General features: G+C 48.4%; 19 protein-coding genes and 3 tRNA genes. 17 read left to right on the top strand and 5 right to left on the bottom strand.

Annotation, left to right across the window (positions count from 1 at the left end; all coding sequences use genetic code 11):
• From PMI05_RS29420 to nadA, 7 genes are all read left to right on the top strand, one after another.
• On the top strand, positions 1 to 390 hold a 390-nt coding region (locus tag PMI05_RS29420; RefSeq protein ID WP_007729968.1), incomplete at its 5' end, for a threonine/serine exporter family protein.
• Positions 391 to 395: 5 nt separating this feature from the next.
• Entirely contained in the window at positions 396 to 848 is a 453-nt protein-coding gene (locus PMI05_RS29415; RefSeq protein ID WP_007729966.1) for a threonine/serine exporter family protein, read from the top strand.
• Positions 820 to 2247, top strand: a complete 1428-nt coding sequence (gene tilS / locus PMI05_RS29410; protein ID WP_007729963.1) for a tRNA lysidine(34) synthetase TilS — start codon at positions 820 to 822, stop codon at positions 2245 to 2247. Before PMI05_RS29415 ends, tilS begins: the two co-directional genes overlap by 29 nt.
• Positions 2244 to 2783 (top strand): hypoxanthine phosphoribosyltransferase, encoded by a 540-nt coding sequence (gene hpt, locus PMI05_RS29405; RefSeq protein WP_007729960.1) that lies wholly within the window; start codon positions 2244 to 2246, stop codon positions 2781 to 2783. The genes tilS and hpt overlap by 4 nt, the downstream gene beginning before the upstream one ends.
• A gap of 69 nt (positions 2784 to 2852) precedes the next feature.
• Complete coding sequence (gene ftsH / locus PMI05_RS29400; RefSeq protein WP_007729957.1) at positions 2853 to 4811, top strand: ATP-dependent zinc metalloprotease FtsH; 1959 nt, start codon at positions 2853 to 2855, stop codon at positions 4809 to 4811.
• Positions 4812 to 5154: 343 nt separating this feature from the next.
• Positions 5155 to 6024, top strand: a complete 870-nt coding sequence (locus tag PMI05_RS29395; RefSeq protein WP_007729949.1) for a Cof-type HAD-IIB family hydrolase — start codon at positions 5155 to 5157, stop codon at positions 6022 to 6024.
• 137 nt (positions 6025 to 6161) lie between these two features.
• Positions 6162 to 7106: a quinolinate synthase NadA gene (nadA, locus tag PMI05_RS29390; protein ID WP_007729946.1), complete on the top strand. Its 945-nt coding sequence runs from the start codon at positions 6162 to 6164 to the stop codon at positions 7104 to 7106.
• A gap of 61 nt (positions 7107 to 7167) precedes the next feature.
• Here nadA and PMI05_RS29385 read toward each other — a convergent pair whose 3' ends face one another.
• From PMI05_RS29385 to PMI05_RS29370, 4 genes are all read right to left on the bottom strand, one after another.
• The gene (locus PMI05_RS29385; protein WP_007729945.1) at positions 7168 to 7575 is read right to left on the bottom strand and encodes an FtsW/RodA/SpoVE family cell cycle protein; all 408 of its coding nucleotides are present in this window, start codon (positions 7573 to 7575) and stop codon (positions 7168 to 7170) included.
• Positions 7527 to 8153, bottom strand: a complete 627-nt coding sequence (locus PMI05_RS30855; protein ID WP_007729944.1) for a permease prefix domain 1-containing protein — start codon at positions 8151 to 8153, stop codon at positions 7527 to 7529. Before PMI05_RS30855 ends, PMI05_RS29385 begins: the two co-directional genes overlap by 49 nt.
• The gene (locus PMI05_RS29375) at positions 8150 to 8485 is read right to left on the bottom strand and encodes a PadR family transcriptional regulator (RefSeq protein ID WP_007729943.1); all 336 of its coding nucleotides are present in this window, start codon (positions 8483 to 8485) and stop codon (positions 8150 to 8152) included. Before PMI05_RS29375 ends, PMI05_RS30855 begins: the two co-directional genes overlap by 4 nt.
• 115 nt (positions 8486 to 8600) lie before the next feature.
• Positions 8601 to 9095: a PCYCGC domain-containing protein gene (locus PMI05_RS29370; protein WP_007729942.1), complete on the bottom strand. Its 495-nt coding sequence runs from the start codon at positions 9093 to 9095 to the stop codon at positions 8601 to 8603.
• 192 nt (positions 9096 to 9287) lie between these two features.
• Here PMI05_RS29370 and PMI05_RS29365 point away from each other — a divergent pair, with 192 nt between their 5' ends.
• The 7 genes from PMI05_RS29365 (at position 9288) to PMI05_RS29335 (ending at position 15869) form a co-directional block, all read left to right on the top strand.
• Entirely contained in the window at positions 9288 to 10268 is a 981-nt protein-coding gene (locus PMI05_RS29365; RefSeq protein ID WP_007729941.1) for a metal ABC transporter substrate-binding protein, read from the top strand.
• Positions 10269 to 10404: 136 nt separating this feature from the next.
• Positions 10405 to 11175: a metal ABC transporter ATP-binding protein gene (locus PMI05_RS29360; protein WP_007729940.1), complete on the top strand. Its 771-nt coding sequence runs from the start codon at positions 10405 to 10407 to the stop codon at positions 11173 to 11175.
• Positions 11176 to 11210: 35 nt separating this feature from the next.
• The gene (locus PMI05_RS29355; RefSeq protein WP_007729939.1) at positions 11211 to 12050 is read left to right on the top strand and encodes a metal ABC transporter permease; all 840 of its coding nucleotides are present in this window, start codon (positions 11211 to 11213) and stop codon (positions 12048 to 12050) included.
• 40 nt (positions 12051 to 12090) lie between these two features.
• Entirely contained in the window at positions 12091 to 12516 is a 426-nt protein-coding gene (locus tag PMI05_RS29350) for a Fur family transcriptional regulator (protein ID WP_007729938.1), read from the top strand.
• A gap of 115 nt (positions 12517 to 12631) precedes the next feature.
• Positions 12632 to 14254 (top strand): L-aspartate oxidase, encoded by a 1623-nt coding sequence (gene nadB / locus PMI05_RS29345; protein WP_007729936.1) that lies wholly within the window; start codon positions 12632 to 12634, stop codon positions 14252 to 14254.
• Positions 14241 to 15089: a carboxylating nicotinate-nucleotide diphosphorylase gene (gene nadC, locus PMI05_RS29340; protein ID WP_007729933.1), complete on the top strand. Its 849-nt coding sequence runs from the start codon at positions 14241 to 14243 to the stop codon at positions 15087 to 15089. The genes nadB and nadC overlap by 14 nt, the downstream gene beginning before the upstream one ends.
• 12 nt (positions 15090 to 15101) lie before the next feature.
• The gene (locus tag PMI05_RS29335; RefSeq protein WP_007729930.1) at positions 15102 to 15869 is read left to right on the top strand and encodes a type III pantothenate kinase; all 768 of its coding nucleotides are present in this window, start codon (positions 15102 to 15104) and stop codon (positions 15867 to 15869) included.
• Here the strand turns inward: PMI05_RS29335 and PMI05_RS29330 are convergent.
• Complete coding sequence (locus PMI05_RS29330; protein ID WP_007729927.1) at positions 15864 to 16295, bottom strand: GNAT family N-acetyltransferase; 432 nt, start codon at positions 16293 to 16295, stop codon at positions 15864 to 15866. The genes PMI05_RS29335 and PMI05_RS29330 overlap by 6 nt on opposite strands.
• 757 nt (positions 16296 to 17052) lie before the next feature.
• On the opposite strand from PMI05_RS29330, the gene PMI05_RS29325 reads away from it, so the two are divergent.
• From PMI05_RS29325 to PMI05_RS29315, 3 genes are all read left to right on the top strand, one after another.
• A tRNA-Ser gene (locus PMI05_RS29325) sits at positions 17053 to 17145 on the top strand.
• Positions 17146 to 17161: 16 nt separating this feature from the next.
• A tRNA-Glu gene (locus tag PMI05_RS29320) sits at positions 17162 to 17235 on the top strand.
• 33 nt (positions 17236 to 17268) lie between these two features.
• Positions 17269 to 17344 (top strand) — tRNA-Val (locus tag PMI05_RS29315).
• The last annotated feature ends 112 nt before the right edge of the window (positions 17345 to 17456 follow it).

The following is a 17456-nucleotide window of genomic DNA, read 5'->3' as shown; positions in this document are numbered from 1 at the left end:
CCAGCCGCTACGGCCAGCGGCTCCTTTTCTATGCTTGCAGGGGGAGATTGGGGCAGTCTGATTCCTTCTGCGATGGCCGGGTTGATTGTGAACCTGAGCCAGGAATATTTAGAACAGTTTGTCCGGATGAAGTTTTTTACGGAGTTCTCTGCCGCTTTACTAGGGGGGCTTTTCGCCTTGTTGAGCGTGACGATCTTTCCGCAGCTGCATTTAAGCATCATTATTATTGGTGCGATGCTTCCATTGTTTCCGGGGATCGCCATCACCAACTCGCTTCGGGATTTGATGGCTGGTGATTTGGTTGCAGGTGTTTCACGCGGAGTAGAAGCCATGCTGACAGCTGTCTCCGTAGCGGTAGCCACGGCCATTATTCTTTCGTTTACGAGGTGAGTACGATGTTGTTACAAGGATTGGCGCTTAGCTTCGCCTCTTCAGTAGCGTGGTGTGTGCTGTTCAATGTGCCGGTTCGAACAATCGTAGCGGGTGGTTTCGCCGGAGTGGTCGGTTTTCTCTTCTACTCCATTCTTCCTATCTACGGTGCAGAGGTCTTGTTGTCGACGTTTGTTTCAGCTGCTGCTGTCTCTTTGCTCAGTCAGCTCTTATCTATTATACTGCGAGTTCCTTCTACGAATTTTAGCGTCGCGGGCATTATTCCACTGGTACCGGGATCGTTGGCTTACAAAGCCATGCTTGCCTTCGTGAATAATGATTATGTCGGAGGGATTACTTTGGCGACCAAGACATTGATGGTGGCCGGCGCGATTGCTTCTGGACTTATATTTGGAATTTCGGTTCTGACGATTTGGAAAGGAGCCCGCTATGCTGGCAAGCGTGCGCAACAAGATTGAGTCCGAGGGGCTTTTGCTTCCAGGTGAGACCATTGTTGTCGGAATTTCCGGCGGCAACGATTCTACCGCACTGTTGCATATATTGGCTTCTCTCAATAAACAATACCAGTATCATTGGAAGCTGCATGCTGTCCATCTGAACCACGGCTTTCGTGGGGAAGAAGCAAGGCAGGACGCGCTCTTTGCAGAAGAGCTCTGTCGTGAACTCGGCGTGGCTTTCCACCTGTTTGAGTATGACGTTCCCGCTTATATGGAGAAAACGGGACTGGGTGGGCAAGAAGCAAGTCGCGACATTCGCTATCGGCTGTATCGAGAGGTAGGTCTGGCGCAAGGAGGGACCAAGCTGGCATTGGCCCATCATGCTGACGATCAGGTAGAAACGATTCTCTTTCGTTTTGTGCGAGGCAGCAGGTTGCATGGACTGACAGGGATGCCGAAGCGAAGAATGCTTGCGGATTGCCCGATTGAGCTCGTGCGTCCGCTCTTGCATAAAACGCGTCAAGAACTGGAAGGCTACTGTCGGGAACATCAACTCGTCCCCCGTGAGGATAGCAGCAACCAATCGCGCAAGTATACGCGCAATCTGCTGCGTCTGGATGTCATGCCCTTATTGGAAAAAGTGAATGACAAGTATCGAGAGCATATCTTGGCTACTGCGGAGGCAATCCGTCAGGACGAAGCGCTTTTAATGAGGCTGGCACGGGAGCAGTTGAAAGAGGTAACCATTGAGAAAAAACCAGAAGCATTTTTGATGGACAATGACAAGTTTCAAACTTGTGACGTTGCTTTACAAAGGAGAATGATTACTCTAATATTAAGTTATCTCTCAAAACATACCGAATGGTCTTCGCAACATGTGGAGACCGTTTTGCACATGCTAGGGGGAAGTCGCCCTTCTGCGGAATTGCATTTGCCGAATGACCTGGTAGTCGACCGGGTGTACGAGCGAATCAATTTTCGTCGTAGGAAGCGACAGGATCGTATACATACGTATAGTTACGAGCTCGCCGTTCCCGGTGTAACCTGGATCGACGAGAGTAAGGCCACGGTACATATTACTTACCTGGAAGGTCCCATGGATTGGGAGCGACTTCCGGCGAATGAAGCGGTCTTTGATGCCGATCAGTTGCTAGGATCGCTGTATTTGCGTAACCGAAAACCTGGAGACCGCATCACCCTGTTTGGCTCAGCAGATGGAAAGAAGCTGAAGGATTTATTGATTGATGCCAAAGTTCCGCGAGCATGGCGTGACAAACTTCCGCTTTTGACGGCGGGCGATGAGGTGATTTTGGTACCAGGTGTGCGCCGTTCCGCCGTAGCGCCTGTTAATGGACAGACCAGGCGTTTTCTACACGTGCGGGTAGAGTTTGGAGAAGATTGGCGGGAGGTTTTTTCATGAATCAAGACATCGAGAAGATTTTGCTATCAGAAGAGGATATTGCGGTAAAAGTTCAAGAATTAGGCAAGACGCTGGCTGCAGAATACAAGGATAAAAATCCGTTGGTCATCTGCGTGCTGAAAGGCGCAGTCGTTTTCATGGCTGATCTGATCCGTCACATGGATATTCCGTGCGAAATGGATTTCATGGCTGTTTCCAGCTACGGAAGTGGAACAGAGTCCTCTGGCATGGTGAAAATCTTGAAGGATCTCGATACATCTGTGCAAAACAGACACGTGCTGGTTGTAGAAGACATCATGGATAGCGGTCTGACGCTGAGCCGCTTGGTAGAGCTGTTGCGCCATCGGGAAGCTGCTTCCGTAAAAGTGGTGACTCTCTTGAACAAACCAGAGCGTCGCAAGGTGGATATTTCACCGGACTATAAGGGATACGATGTTCCAGACGAATTCGTTGTGGGATACGGCTTGGATTACTCCGAGCATTATCGTAACTTGCCTTATATCGGCGTATTGAAACCTGAGGTCTACACAAAGTAGGTTTGTTGTGGAGACCGTGCTTTCTATGATAAAATGTGAAAAGTGTCTGTTCGTGAGAGGAGGTAAGGAATGAATCGCTTTTTTCGTAATACCGGGTTCTACCTACTGATTTTTCTTGTCACGGTCGGGATCGTGAATTTCATCCTCTCCGGTACTGATAAGGTTGGGAAACTTACATATCAGGAATTCCGGGTACAGCTAAAAGCTGACAACGTCACTGAGTTGGCGCTTCGACCAGAGAATGGTACTTACAGGGTCGAGGGTACGTTGGCAAAAGCTATTCCGGGACAGGAAAGCAACAAATTTTTTACCAATGTTCCTTTGTATGACTCAGATGTTGTTAAGCTAGTCGAAGAGAAAATCGATGCGCAAAAGATGAAGAATGTAGCGTTCAATCCTGCGGAGGGCAATAGCATTTGGCTCACGTTCTTGACCTCTATCATTCCATTTGTCATCATCTTCATCCTGTTTTTCTTTCTTCTGAACAACGCGCAAGGTGGCGGAAGCCGAGTAATGAACTTCGGTAAAAGCCGCGCGAAGCTTTACAACGAAGAGAAGAAACGCGTTACATTTGACGATGTAGCAGGAGCAGACGAAGAAAAGGCGGAGCTGGAGGAAGTCGTTGATTTCCTGAAAGACAACCGTAAGTTCAATGCGGTTGGCGCTCGTATTCCAAAAGGGGTACTGCTCGTAGGACCTCCGGGTACAGGTAAAACCTTGCTTGCTCGCGCTGTTGCAGGCGAAGCTGGTGTACCGTTCTTCAGTATCTCCGGTTCTGACTTCGTGGAAATGTTCGTTGGGGTGGGTGCATCCCGCGTACGTGACCTGTTCGAAAATGCGAAGAAAAATGCTCCTTGCATTATCTTTATTGACGAGATTGACGCCGTGGGTCGTCAACGCGGAGCTGGACTCGGCGGCGGCCACGACGAACGCGAGCAAACTCTCAACCAGTTGCTCGTAGAGATGGATGGTTTTGGTGGAAACGAAGGAATCATCATGATTGCTGCGACCAACCGACCTGACATTCTCGACCCGGCTCTCTTGCGTCCGGGACGTTTTGACCGTCAAATTACAGTTGATCGTCCTGATATCAAAGGCCGTGAAGCGGTGCTTAAGGTTCATGCCCGCAACAAGCCGATTGGCGAAGACGTGAAGCTGGAAGTGATTGCTCGTGGTACATCGGGCTTCACGGGCGCAGATTTGGAGAACTTGCTGAATGAAGCGGCTCTCTTGACTGCCCGCAGAAACAAAAAGCAAATCAACATGACTGAGGTAGATGAAGCGATTGACCGCGTGATTGCAGGTCCAGCGAAGAAGTCTCGCGTAGTGAGCGAAGACGAACGACGCCTGGTTGCCTTCCACGAAGCAGGTCATACGATCATCGGATACCACCTGAGAAATGCAGAAATGGTACATAAGGTAACAATCATTCCGCGCGGCCAAGCTGGCGGATACACAGTGATGCTGCCGAAAGAAGACCGTTTCTTTGCTACCAAAACGGACCTGCTCGACAAAATCGTCGGTCTGTTGGGTGGACGTGTTGCGGAGGAAATAGTGCTTGGGGACATTAGTACCGGCGCACATAATGACTTCCAGCGCGCGACTGCTATCGCTCGCAGCATGATTACCGAATACGGAATGAGCAAGCTCGGTCCTATGCAGTTCGGTAAGAGTCAAGGACAGGTATTCCTGGGCCGCGACTATGGCAATGAGCGTAACTACTCCGATCAGATTGCATACGAAATCGATCAGGAAATGCAAAATATTATCCACGAGTGCTACGCAAAATGTACAGAATTGCTGACGACGCACCGTGATCAGCTCGATCTGATTGCAAACACGCTGCTCCGTGTAGAGACTCTCGATGCTGAGCAGATCAAGCAATTGATCGAAACAGGTAAAATGGATAACGATCCAGATGCAAGTAAAGATGTGGTCGTGAACATTCAACCGAAGCTGGAAGAAGTAAAAGAAGAAGTAAAAGAAGAACCAAAGCAAGAAGATACAAACGAAGAACCGAAACAATAAGGGGCGCCTCAGGTGCCCTTTTTTGCAATATCGGAAAGTATTAGGTTAAGTTTTTAAAAGGTACCGATGAACCAAATAAGCTAGTGAGAAGAAAAAGCACAGGGCTCGTAGACCTTGACAACGCCAACCCAGTCGGAACTTTAAAAAGGGGACCACGCTTGTCGAACACTTCTTCTTTGAGAAACTTCCGCCCGTAGGGTGGCTTTGGCTCGACGGTCCCCTTTTTTAAGTGGAGACGGCCAGTGAATCCCCCTTGCTGGCGTGTCAGAGTCGAAGAAAACTGTGCTTTTTCTTCTCCTCCACTATAGTGACTCAACTCTAAAGCGAATGAGAGGGATTGGATATGTTGCTTACACCGGGCATGGCTGCATTTGACATGGATGGAACCTTACTGACTCACGAATCAAAGCTGACAGAAGGAACGAAAGAAGCACTTCGCCAATTGCAACAGCAAGGCTGCAAACTCGTTTTGTCTACGGGCAGAATGTATGGCTCCGCTCAAATTCCGATCGATTCCTTTCCTTTTGACGGGTATGTCTGTAGCAATGGGGCCGCTGTTTTCGAAGGGGATGGCACGCTGGTCCGTGGATCGCTCCTTCCTACTGAGATGGTAATTGGTGCGATCCATGCACTGAGGCAAGAAACGATTTATTATGAGCTTCATGATACCAACAGCAATCGCTGGATGATCAAAGAAGACCGTGAACGTTTGGAAGCGACCTTGAGTGAGGACGCATCAGTGGAAGGATTCTCGATCTTGAATTTTCCTTACTACAGGCTCGCTCATGTAGTGCCATTGGCAGAGATGTTGGAAAAAGTAGAGTCCGGGGAAGTAGAAATCGTCAAGTTCTTCATCTGGCATCATGACCCGGATCGTCTGGAGTGGGTGAAAGCGCAGCTGAAGCCATGGAGCGGGCAAGTGACTATCACTTCATCCGGAAAGCAGAACGTCGAGGTGATTCCTCAAGGGGTTTCCAAATGGGAAGGGCTTCAATACTTCTGTGAGAAATGGGGAATCTCCCCAGAGAAAGTAATGGCATTTGGCGATGCAGAAAATGATCGTGAGGCATTAACAGGCGCAGGATATTCCGTCGCGATGGAAAACGCTTCTGACGAAATCAAGCAGGTTGCCAAATATATCGCCCCGCACCATAATGAGGAAGGCGTTGCCCGCTTTATTCGGGAGCGTGTTCTCGGAGTAAAGGGCGAATAAGAGAATGAAAAAGCAGAAACTGTGTCTGTACAGGCTGGCTTCTGCTTTTTTCGTTCAAAATGTACCACGTTGACAAGGTGAGGTTATACGCTTACAATGACCGTAAATTATGACACCACCGTAGGGGGATTTTTTCCATGGACGCTTTAGCGTTAGAAAAAAAAGCCCAGCGCAACGCTGAGTTACGTGAACGACTGCTGCAGCTGAAGAAAGAGCGTAATGCCATCATTCTTGCTCACTTTTACCAACGTCCCGAGATTCAGGAGGTCGCTGACTTCATTGGAGATTCCTTTGGATTGGCGCAGAAAGCGAAAGAAACGGATGCCGATGTGATTTTGTTCTGTGGGGTTCACTTTATGGGAGAAAGTGCAAAAATTCTCAATCCCCAGAAGACCGTCATTATCCCCGACGAACGAGCTGGCTGTCCGATGGCGGACATGGTGAACGTAGACGGGCTCCGCAAGCTCAAGGCACAGCATCCAAATGCAAAAGTAGTGGCTTACATCAATACTTCTGCGGATGTCAAAGCAGAAACTTACATCTGTTGTACGTCGTCCAACGCGAAGCGCGTGATCGAGTCGATCGACAGCGATGAGATCATTTGGGTGCCGGACAAAAACCTCGGCCACTATGTATCCCAATTCACGGACAAGAAAATGATTATTTGGGAAGGGTACTGCAATACGCATGACCAACTGTCTGTAGAAGACATCATGACGTTGAAGCAGCAGCACCCAGAGGCAGTGGTTGTCGTTCATCCGGAATGCCGCCCAGAAGTGGTATCCCTGGCTGACTACGTTGGTTCCACGACCGGAATTTTGAAATACTGCCGTGAGTCTTCGCACAAAGAGTTTATTATCGGAACGGAAGACGGCACACGCTACATGCTGGAAAAGGACAGCCCGGACAAAACGTTCATTTTCGCTTCCAAGTACCTCGTTTGCCCGAATATGAAGGTGAACAACCTGAAGAAGTGCGTCGAGGCGCTGGAGAATATGAAGCCGGAGATTTTTGTGCCAACAGATGTTGCTGATGCGGCACGTGCTTCGTTGGAGCGCATGCTTGCGGTAGCGCCTGCTTAAGGGGCAGTCTAATAAAATGCAAAAAGGGAGTAGAGCGCAGGGGCTTTACTCCCTTTTTCTATTAGGAGGCTTTGATCAAAGGCTGGATGTCTTTTCGTCGGTAAATGTTCAGAACGAGTCCCATCAAGGCCATTTGCAATACGGTATGCACGATTCCAAAGCCAACGAATGGTAGATTCACAGTTATAGGGGGAGCTAGACCGACAGTCATGAAAATACTCCAGAAAAACGGCGTGAAAAAGAGTACAATCATACCGGATAACAGCAAGGATCCGTATACATCTTTTACTCTTCTGATGGCATGGAGCAAACGAAGCAACAGCATAACGCCCAGAATGAAAAAGGCTATCCCTACAATTGGTCCAAAGATATACACCATGTAGGCAAAAATATAGTCAGGTTCAAGGGCGGGCAATGCATCTAGAGAGGCACCGAAGCCTTGTCCCCATAAGGTAGCTGCTCCTTCCACTCTGTGAAAATTCCTGCGAGGGCTACGATGAACAGGAAGGGACTGATTCCAATGAAATGGAGTGGAGAATCTCCGATGTTCAGATACTGGATACCGGCTATAGGTCTGCCTGCGAGTAGTGTATATAGGAGTAAGATCATAGTGCCGAAATACAGAATCTTACTATATCTCTTTAATTTACTGTAATCCCAAAAGAGAATCGCCACGAGTACGACTGTTCCGATCATGATTCCGACCAGTTGTCTCCCGATCAAATTACGATTATCTTCCGCAATATGAAGAGAATACAGGGTAACCAGCCCGATAGCTAGCAGGATTCCAACAATAGAAACAATCCTCCACTCAATCCGTGGTTTATGTGCTTGATGGAGGTGACGCCCTACATTGACAGGATCGCCCATCTCCGCAATCGCAATCCGAGTCGCTTCATCTTCCCCATATCCAGCCTCACAATAATCCTCGATCTTTTCGGCGAAATGATTCTCCAACTCTAGCGTAATCGCTGGATGGACCTCTTTGTTTTTGATCTGATCGCAAACTTCTTTTATGTAATGCGCAATTCGCTTGTTTTCGCTCATGTAGGCTGTCCTCCCAACACGGAGTCAACAGCGGTACGAAAAGATTCCCACTCCTGTTTTTTCTCTTTGAGATGCTTCTTACCTTCGCGGGTGATTTGATAATATTTGCGTTTTCGCTCTCCTTCACCTTCGCTCCAAAACGCCTCGACTTTTCCTTCAGACTCAAGGGTATGGAGAATGGGATAGAGGGTGCCTTCCTTGAGGGACAGCACACCGTTCGAGCTAGTTTCCATCGTCTTGATCATCTCATAGCCGTACATCGCCTTTTGTTCCAGCAAGGTAAGAATGAGAATGACCGTACTGCCTTTCATCAACTCTTTGTTAACTGCCAATAGCTACTACCTCCTTATACCTCGGATTTCGATACATCGAATATCTATGTATCATTCTATTCCATAAAAGGGAAAAAAGAAAGACCTCCTCGTCAGGAAGTCTTGTTATATGTGTTTAGGAAGGCATCGGAGTAGGAGTTGGTTTTCCGTAGCCTTGACCATAGGTTTGGTCTATGTAGTCACGAATTTCTTTTGTAGATTTGCCTTCTTCTTTCATCTTACCGGAAATAACAGCGATTTCCATGCATACGCCGCAACGAGTGCCGTGGTCATCCCAGACGATGGAGCCATCAGACTTTTCTTCTTTGATGAAGCAGTTGCCGTTATGCCCGTGTCCAGCACTTTCACCACAACCACAATAGCATGGAATGGATTTGAGCAGCTCACGGTTTGCCGCAGCAACTTTGTAGGATCCAATAATGACAGGGTCTTGGTTGTCTAAAAATTTCGGTAGCTGATCAGCGGAAGCAGTCATTTCCTGCAAATCACCATTGGGAGCGTGCTGCGTGTGATCGCTATGATTCTGTTCAGCTTGATCATTAGAGCCACAGCCGGCAGTAAGCAGAGCTGCGGTGATAAAAGTAATGGCTAACCATGATTTACGTTTCATCTTGGACATACCTCCTGCCAGTTATTTTATCATAATGAGATGGAGAAATTGTGAAGCTGGGAGAGAAGATGCACACTTATGATATTTAAATCGGAATAAATCCTATTTACTTTTTAGGCTCCTCTCCGTATAATGAAAAACGACGAGAACGTAAATCGGAATCATTTTGAATTGGAGCAGGAGGAAATATAAATGAAAAGAGCTATGTTGGCAGCCCTCAGTTTCATTACGGCAGTGGGGCTGGTGGGATGTGGAGCAGCGAACGAAACGGCTGGTAATCCGCAAACTGGCAGTGACGCGTCCGGGAAGCCAAAAGTATACACAACTATTTATCCCTTGGAATATGTAGCGAAGCGAATCGGCGGTGAACACGTGGAGGTAACGAATCTGGTTCCCGCTGGCGTAGAGCCTCATGACTTCGAGCCAACTGCAAAAGACATGGTCGCTCTGTCTGGAGCAGATATCTTCGCCTATAACGGCAGTGGTTTGGAGCTGTGGGTAGAGAAGGCTGTAACCAACCTCGACAAAAACAAGACAACGATCGTTAATGCGACGGAAGGTCTCGAGCTGATTAGTGCAGCTGAGCATGAGCATGAAGGAGAAGGACATACAGAAGAAGGTCACGCAGAAGAAGCAGGGCATGATCATGGGGATCTGGACCCTCATGTATGGCTCGATCCGATGCAACTGAAGGCACAGGCAGAGAAGGTCAAAAATACGCTCGTGCAAAAGGATCAAGTGCACGCTGCTGATTACGAAAAGAACTACACACAACTAGCAAAAGACCTGGAGCAGCTGGATAAAGAGTTCAAAGATATGGTTACGCAAGCGCCGAAGAAAGAATTCATGGTTTCTCATAGCGCATTCAGTTATATGGCAAAACGCTACGGGTTGGAGCAAGTATCGATCTCTGGGGTCAATCCTTCTGATGAGCCATCCACGGCTGAGTTGAAGAACTTGGTGGAGCATATAAAAGAACATAACATTTCGTATGTGCTGTTCGAGACGCTGGTTTCTCCGAAGGTAGCAGAAGTGATTGCGAAGGAAGCTGGCGTGAAGACGGCTACGCTCAATCCGTTGGAAGGTTTGACGGAAGACGATGTAAAGGCAGGCCGTGATTACTTGTCCATCATGCGCGACAATATGAATACATTAAAGACTGCACTTCAATAAGCTTTCCCTCGAAAAGATGTCGCTTGCTAAGCGGCATTTTTTCATTCATTAGTAGGATGCTTGTGGTTCGGGCAAAATCGTAGTACGATGAAGGGGATCAAATAAGAACAAATCCGATTTAAGGGATGGATATTTCATGGAACCAAATAAACAAGAGGTGCCTGTCATTAAGCTCACAGGCGTCTCCTTTCAATATGAAGACAAACAGGTTCTCGATGAGGTTGAATTCACACTGGAACGCGGAGACTTTGTGGGCATTGTCGGGCCGAACGGATCAGGAAAATCTACGCTGATGAAGCTGATTTTGGGTCTGTTGACACCAAACAAAGGGACAGTGGAGCTGTTCGGGCAACCACTATCCAAGTTTCGTGAATGGAATCGCATTGGATACGTTGCTCAACAGGTCGCGCATGGAGCGGGTGGATTTCCGGCGACGGTGCGAGAAGTCGTGTCGTCTGGATTGGTCGGCAAAGTGGGCCTTTTTCGCAGACTGACGAAACAGCATCATGAGAGTGTACGGGCTGCGGTGGAGCGTGTCGGCTTGTTGGAAAAGCTAGATCAACGAATCGGCAACTTGTCCGGCGGGCAATTGCAGCGCGTATTCATAGCACGAGCTCTCGTAGCTGAACCGGAGCTGTTGATCCTCGATGAGCCAACAGTTGGGGTCGATCAGGAATCGATCGATCAATTTTACAGCTTGCTTCGTTCGCTGAAGGAAGAGAACGGATTGACGATGATGATCGTCAGCCACGATGTGGGAGTCATGTCGCAATGGGTGACCAAGGTGGCTTGTGTGCAGAAGAAAATTCACTTCCACGGAACGGCGCACGATTTTGAGCATAACCAAGAAAAAATCTTGCAAAGTATGTACGGTGATTCGGTCAGACTGCTGTCTCATCATCATTAAGCTTTGTAAATAGGTAAGAAAGAAGGAATATGCACATGCTTGCTGATTGGTGGCAGTATGACTTTTTGCGGTACACCCTGTTTTCAGGGATTTTAATTGGTCTGATTTGCCCTATTTTGGGCACGTTTCTCATTGTTCGTCGCTTGTCGATGATGGCAGATGGCTTGTCACACGTCACGCTGTCCGGTGTAGCTGCCGGGATGCTCATTTCCAAAAAGGTCGCCTTCTTCTCCGCAGTCAATCCGCTGTTTTTCGGAATGTTGTTTGCAGTGATTGGTTCGTTGTTTATCGAGCGGCTGCGTAAGGTGTACAAAGCGTATCAAGATTTGGCGATTCCGATTATTTTGTCCGCGGGACTTGGGTTGTTTACGGTATTGATCAGTATCGCAGACGGTTTTAATGCAGACTTGTATTCGTACTTGTTCGGAAAAATCGTAACAGTGTCCATCGAAGACTTGTATGCGCTGATTGGTGTGGCAGTTGTCGTTTTAGGGACAGTTTTGTTGATTTACAAGGAGCTTTTCGCGGTCTCCTTCGACGAGGAATTCGCTCGCGTCTCCGGCGTGGCAAGGCGTTCGATCAACCTGTGGTTCATGGTGCTCGTCGCTCTGACCATTGCGGCTTCCATGCGTATAGTCGGTGTCCTGTTAATCTCGGCGCTGATTACCCTTCCGGTAGCTGCCAGTCTGCAAATCGCGAAAAGCTTTCGTCAAACGATTTTCTTGTCGATTTTGTTCGCGGAGTTTTCCGTGTTGAGCGGTTTGTATTTTGCCTATCTCCTAGATTGGGCATCTGGTGGTACAATTGTACTGATGGCAGTACTGGTTATGCTGGTAGTTTTGGGTGTAAAGAAGCTGCGGGTCGCTTTCCGGTAATAGTTATCCGGGATATGACAAAAGGAAGGAGTGTTTGTCGATGAAAGTAGAAGAAGCGCTGCAAATATTGAAAGAACATGGTTTCAAGTATACCGGCAAGCGGGAGGAGATGATTCGAATCTGCGCGGCCGAGAAGCGATACTTGTCTGCTAAAGATATTATGGAGAGAATCAAGGAGCAGTATCCAACACTCAGCTTCGATACCGTCTATCGCAACATTTCCACTTTTGTTGAGCTAGGGATTCTGGAAGAGACGGAGCTGGACGGGGAAGGCAGATTCCGTTTGGCCTGTTCGACAGATGGACACCATCATCACCATGTGATTTGTACAGAATGTGGAAAGACTTCTTCTTTGCCAGGATGTCCGATGAATATCATTTCCGCGGTACCGGAAGAGTTTCAGGTGACGGGGCACAAGTTCGAGGTATATGGCACGTGTAGGGAATGTGTAACACATTCGAATTAATCGGATAGAGGGGAGTGCTCGCTTTTGCGGGCGCTCTTTTTTTGCATCTCCTTCAAGCGTGTATTTGCTATAATGGGTGGAAAATCATCAGTTACAAGAGAGAAGGGACACAGTCATGATTCCCCGTTATATTGTGGACTTTGATTTGCACACCTTACCTCGGATGAGGGCAGATGTAGCTGTTATTGGAGCAGGAATTGCTGGGTTGTATACGGCGTTGCAAACGAGTGAGTATGCGGATGTGGTGTTGATCAGCAAGAAGGGACTCGATGATAGTAACACACGCTGGGCTCAGGGAGGAATCGCTGCTGTAACAGCCCAATCAGATTCTCCTGCCCTTCATCGACAGGATACGTTAATCGCTGGAGCAGGTCTTTGCTCATATAACGCTGTGGAAGTCCTGGTGCATGAAGGCCCTGATCGCTTGCATGAACTGATTGCATATGGAACGGAATTTGACCGCGATGAACAAGGGCAGTACGAGCTGACACAGGAAGGCGCGCATAGCAAACGACGTATTTTGCATGCGAATGGAGATGCCACTGGGGCAGAGATCGTCCGCGCTTTGTCCAAGCGTGTGAAGGAGCAGCCAAACATTCAGGTTTTGGAATATCATTTTGCAGTAGATGTCATCACGCAGGATGGCGAATGCGTGGGTGTCCTCGTGCGGAACCCGGATGGCGAACTGTTTTTCCTGGAAGCCAAAGCAACGGTGCTGGCTACAGGAGGAGCAGGTCAGCTTTACCGTTACACGACGAATCCGCAAATCGCTACGGCAGATGGAATCGGCATCGCGTATCGGGCGGGTGCTCGCATTAAAGATGTGGAATTTATCCAGTTTCATCCGACTGCGCTTTACTATCCGGGAGCCCCGCGCTTTTTGATTTCGGAAGCCGTTCGTGGGGAGGGTGCCATTTTGCGTAACAGCAATGGTGATCGCTTCATGGACAAGTACCATCCGCAAAAAGAGCTGGCGCCGCGTGATATTGTCGCCCGGGCGATTGTCTCTGAGATGGAACAGACGAAGTCTACGTTTGTGTATCTCGACATTACTCACGAATCGGAGGAGCTTATTAAGCGTCGTTTTCCGACGATTTATAATTTTTGCTTACAATACGGGCTCAATATGGTGACAGATTGGATTCCAGTAGCTCCTGCGTGCCATTATATTATGGGTGGGGTCCAGACTGACTTGAACGGCGAGACCTCGACGAAGCGGCTTTTTGCATGCGGGGAAGCTTCCTGCACAGGGGTACATGGAGCGAATCGACTGGCCAGCAACTCGTTATCGGAAGCGGTTGTATTCGGTCACCGGATCGCGGAGCGGATCAAGCAGCTGGCTGATATGCCGAGAATTTATCCCTTCCAGGTTGTTTCCAAGCAAAAACTGCCCCAAACGTTCAATACACGTGAACAACGATTGAAAATGCAAAAGCTCATGCTGCGGCATGTTAGTGTAAAGCGCGACGATAAAGGATTAACGAAAGCATTAACAGAGCTTGCGCGAATGGAGCAATACTACCAGTACGAGCCTAAGAGCCTGGAAACGTTTGAATTCTTCAATTTGCTTATTGCTGCCGTCCTGACAACGAGAGCGGCACTTTTGCGGGAAGAAAGCAGAGGTGGGCATTATCGTACTGATTTTCCGAATAAAGACGACTTGCTGTGGCGCAAGCATTTGATCCAGTCCGTAGCAGATGGTGTCCAAGAGGAGTGTGAGAAGCATGATGTGGAATAAACGGGAGCTTCAGCGAAAAATAGAGGAATGGCTACAGGAAGACGTAGGATTTGGTGATGTGACGACAATGAGCACGATTCCTGAATCGGAGCAGGGTGTCGGCATTTTATATGCGAAGGAAGCGGGAGTTGTTGCAGGCTTGCCGATTGCAGAGCAAGTATTTGCCACGGTTGATTCTACCCTCGTTTTTGAGGCAAAAGTAGAAGAAGGAGCACGAGTGGAGGTTGGTCAACAGATCGCCGAAGTCAGTGGCTCGGTTCGTTCGATTTTGAGCGGGGAGCGGCTTGCACTTAACTTAATGCAACGTCTGTCTGGGATTGCCACGAAAACGAGTGAATACGCAACGGCCGTCGCAGGGACGACAGCACGGGTTGTCGATACGAGAAAGACTACGCCAGGCCTTAGAGCTTTGGAAAAGTACGCGGTTCGAGTCGGGGGAGGCTACAATCACCGTTTTGCCTTGTATGATGCCGTGATGATCAAGGACAATCATATCAAAGGAGCGGGCGGTATCGCGCAGGCTGTCGCAGCGGCACGCGCGGTTATTCCTCATACGATGACAGTAGAGGTAGAGGCTGAATCGTTCGAACAGGTTCAGGAAGCATTGGCAGCAGGTGCAGATACGATCATGCTCGACAATATGTCCCTCGATCAAATGGTGGAAGCCGTGCAGTATATCAATGGACGGGCGATTGTTGAGGCATCTGGCGGTGTGAGTCTGGAGACGATTGGTGACATTGCAAAAACAGGCGTAGATATCATTTCGGTAGGGGCGCTGACTCATTCTGTCAAAGCGTTTGATATCAGCCTCGATCTGAATACACGCAAGCGGTAAGGAGCGACCACGATGTTATTGGTGATCGATATAGGCAACTCCAATATTGTGTTGGGCTTGTATGAAGGCGACGAGCTCCAACACCATTGGAGAGTATCCACAGATCGTAACAAAACGGAAGACGAGTACGGCATGCTCGTCAAAAGCTTGTTTGGTAGCGTGGGGCTTGGCTTTGAACAGGTGAGAGGCGTAATTATCTCGTCTGTCGTGCCGCCTTTAAACCTCACGATTGAACGCATGTGCGGGAAGTATATGCAACAAAAAGCGCTGATTATCGGACCGGGTATCAAGACGGGACTGAACATCAAGTATGAGTATCCGCGAGAGGTAGGTTCTGATCGAATCGTGAACGCTGTTGCTGCGATTCATCATTATGGTGCGCCACTCATTGTTGTCGATTTTGGTACGGCGACGACCTTTTGCTATGTGGACGAGCGGGCGCAGTATTGGGGAGGGGCGATTGCTCCCGGCATTGGAATATCGACTGAGGCCCTCTTCACTCGTGCTGCCAAGCTGCCGCGAATCGAAATCGCCAAGCCTGCAAGTGTAGTCGGTCGAAATACGATAGCGGCGATGCAGGCCGGCATTTTCTATGGGTTCGTCGGTCAGGTCGAAGGCATTGTACGTAGAATCATGGATGAATATGGTACGCGCCCTACCGTAGTTGCTACGGGAGGGCTGGCAGCACTTTTTGCAAATGAGACCTCTTGTATCCATGTCGTGGATCAGAATCTAACGCTAAAAGGACTTCGTTTGATCTATGAGCGGAATCAATCATAGTGGATGGCGAACGTATTTGCAGAAAAACATTTCAGGATCATCTGGATCTAGGTCAGTCAGGGTTCCGCAATGAGTGTATCCGAGCTTCAGACAGAGACGTTGCATTCTTTCGTTGGAAAGGTTAGTAGAAGTGAACAATTTCTCTGTAGGGGAGATCGTTTCCAGATAGCGCATCATCTCCTCGCCAACCCCTCGGTTCTGATAGTGAGGGTGAACAATGATTAGATGAATAAAGCTGTTTTTAAAAAACGATTGATTAATGATGGAAAAACCGACGATATTCATGTCGATTAACGCCAAGTAGCAATGCCCTTGCTCGATGGCTTCTTGAAGTTCAGTTGAACGGCTGGTTGAACCGAGTACCATTGCATCAATCGTACAGACAGCAGGTATGTCTTGAGGAGTAGCTAGACGAATTGAGGTCATCTAATTCAAATCCTTTCTACTTGTAAATCGTTGCTAATGTTGTATGGAATGGAAAAAGGGTGTTAAACTACTGGTAGAGATATTGATGATCCGACATATAAATAAAGGAGCCAATACCGTTGCAGCGGCAAGGCTCCTGAGACAAGTAGCTGTGGCACACCCACGGCGCGCATGATTACAAAAACAGCGAACCCACCGTCAGGCGGTCAACCTTAGGCGGTGGGTTTTCGCTTGTTACGCCACTTTCTTATCCATCGGTAGAGCTTCCTGCTGCTAAACCAGAGGCTTAACAAGGTTGCCAGTACTTTTAGGAAAAGGTAAAGCGTGCCGAGCGAGACCATCAGCATCACCCCCTTTACAGGAAGCTGTGCCGTGGTCTTCCACCGCCAGTCTTGTCTTGAGTTAAATTATACCATTCCAGCAGTCCATATGGTGAGTTCTCTTGTTAGTGTAGATACGAGCTGGCTCGACAAAAAGAGTGGTTTTCGGCGAGTAACATTGCTACGGGCAGGTAATGATATATACGTAATTCACATCCGTGGATGGAGAAAGAGAAAAAAGTTGAGATTTTCATTACTTTTCGTTGACAGCACATGCTCCACGCGCTACAATGGCTATTGTGCCTAGCAGAAAAGTTATGTCACATTGAACTTTTTAAGTTTCTTTTAAAAAGTTCTTGCGTTTCAGATGAATGCATGCTAACATATGAATTCTGAAAGGCAAACAAGCGGATCGCTTTGATCCACTTCAAATATACGGATGGATGTCCGAGCGGCCGAAGGAGCACGATTGGAAATCGTGTAGGCGGTGTCGAACCGTCTCGTGGGTTCAAATCCCACTCCATCCGCCATCACTTTCTTAGAAATGGCCCGTTGGTGAAGCGGTTTAACACAGCAGCCTTTCACGCTGTCATACAGGGGTTCGAATCCCCTACGGGTCACCTAGCAAAACACCCTGCAATCGCAGGGGTCCTGGAGGCTTAGCTCAGCTGGGAGAGCATCTGCCTTACAAGCAGAGGGTCGGCGGTTCGATCCCGTCAGCCTCCACCACTTATATAATAGGGCAAAGAAGATCAGTCAACACTGACAATTGATCGTCCTAATCGTCGCGGGATGGAGCAGCTCGGTAGCTCGTCGGGCTCATAACCCGAAGGTCGCAGGT

It is taken from the genome of Brevibacillus sp. BC25 (genome assembly GCF_000282075.1).
Classification (GTDB): domain Bacteria; phylum Bacillota; class Bacilli; order Brevibacillales; family Brevibacillaceae; genus Brevibacillus.
The sequence above is the reverse complement of the archived record's forward strand: the minus strand, read 5'-3'. Positions and strand labels throughout refer to the sequence as shown.

What these genes read in the sequence shown, in the direction of transcription:
- PMI05_RS29355 (WP_007729939.1), top strand. Translation starts at nt 11,211, where the DNA reads ATGCTTGCTGATTGGTGGCAGTATGACTTTTTGCGGTACACCCTGTTT.
- ftsH (WP_007729957.1), top strand. Translation starts at nt 2,853, where the DNA reads ATGAATCGCTTTTTTCGTAATACCGGGTTCTACCTACTGATTTTTCTT.
- PMI05_RS30855 (WP_007729944.1), bottom strand. Translation starts at nt 8,153, where the DNA reads ATGAGCGAAAACAAGCGAATTGCGCATTACATAAAAGAAGTTTGCGAT.
- nadB (WP_007729936.1), top strand. Translation starts at nt 12,632, where the DNA reads ATGATTCCCCGTTATATTGTGGACTTTGATTTGCACACCTTACCTCGG.
- nadA (WP_007729946.1), top strand. Translation starts at nt 6,162, where the DNA reads ATGGACGCTTTAGCGTTAGAAAAAAAAGCCCAGCGCAACGCTGAGTTA.
- nadC (WP_007729933.1), top strand. Translation starts at nt 14,241, where the DNA reads ATGATGTGGAATAAACGGGAGCTTCAGCGAAAAATAGAGGAATGGCTA.
- tilS (WP_007729963.1), top strand. Translation starts at nt 820, where the DNA reads ATGCTGGCAAGCGTGCGCAACAAGATTGAGTCCGAGGGGCTTTTGCTT.
- PMI05_RS29370 (WP_007729942.1), bottom strand. Translation starts at nt 9,095, where the DNA reads ATGAAACGTAAATCATGGTTAGCCATTACTTTTATCACCGCAGCTCTG.
- PMI05_RS29335 (WP_007729930.1), top strand. Translation starts at nt 15,102, where the DNA reads ATGTTATTGGTGATCGATATAGGCAACTCCAATATTGTGTTGGGCTTG.
- PMI05_RS29330 (WP_007729927.1), bottom strand. Translation starts at nt 16,295, where the DNA reads ATGACCTCAATTCGTCTAGCTACTCCTCAAGACATACCTGCTGTCTGT.
- PMI05_RS29350 (WP_007729938.1), top strand. Translation starts at nt 12,091, where the DNA reads ATGAAAGTAGAAGAAGCGCTGCAAATATTGAAAGAACATGGTTTCAAG.
- PMI05_RS29415 (WP_007729966.1), top strand. Translation starts at nt 396, where the DNA reads ATGTTGTTACAAGGATTGGCGCTTAGCTTCGCCTCTTCAGTAGCGTGG.
- PMI05_RS29360 (WP_007729940.1), top strand. Translation starts at nt 10,405, where the DNA reads ATGGAACCAAATAAACAAGAGGTGCCTGTCATTAAGCTCACAGGCGTC.
- hpt (WP_007729960.1), top strand. Translation starts at nt 2,244, where the DNA reads ATGAATCAAGACATCGAGAAGATTTTGCTATCAGAAGAGGATATTGCG.
- PMI05_RS29395 (WP_007729949.1), top strand. Translation starts at nt 5,155, where the DNA reads ATGTTGCTTACACCGGGCATGGCTGCATTTGACATGGATGGAACCTTA.
- PMI05_RS29365 (WP_007729941.1), top strand. Translation starts at nt 9,288, where the DNA reads ATGAAAAGAGCTATGTTGGCAGCCCTCAGTTTCATTACGGCAGTGGGG.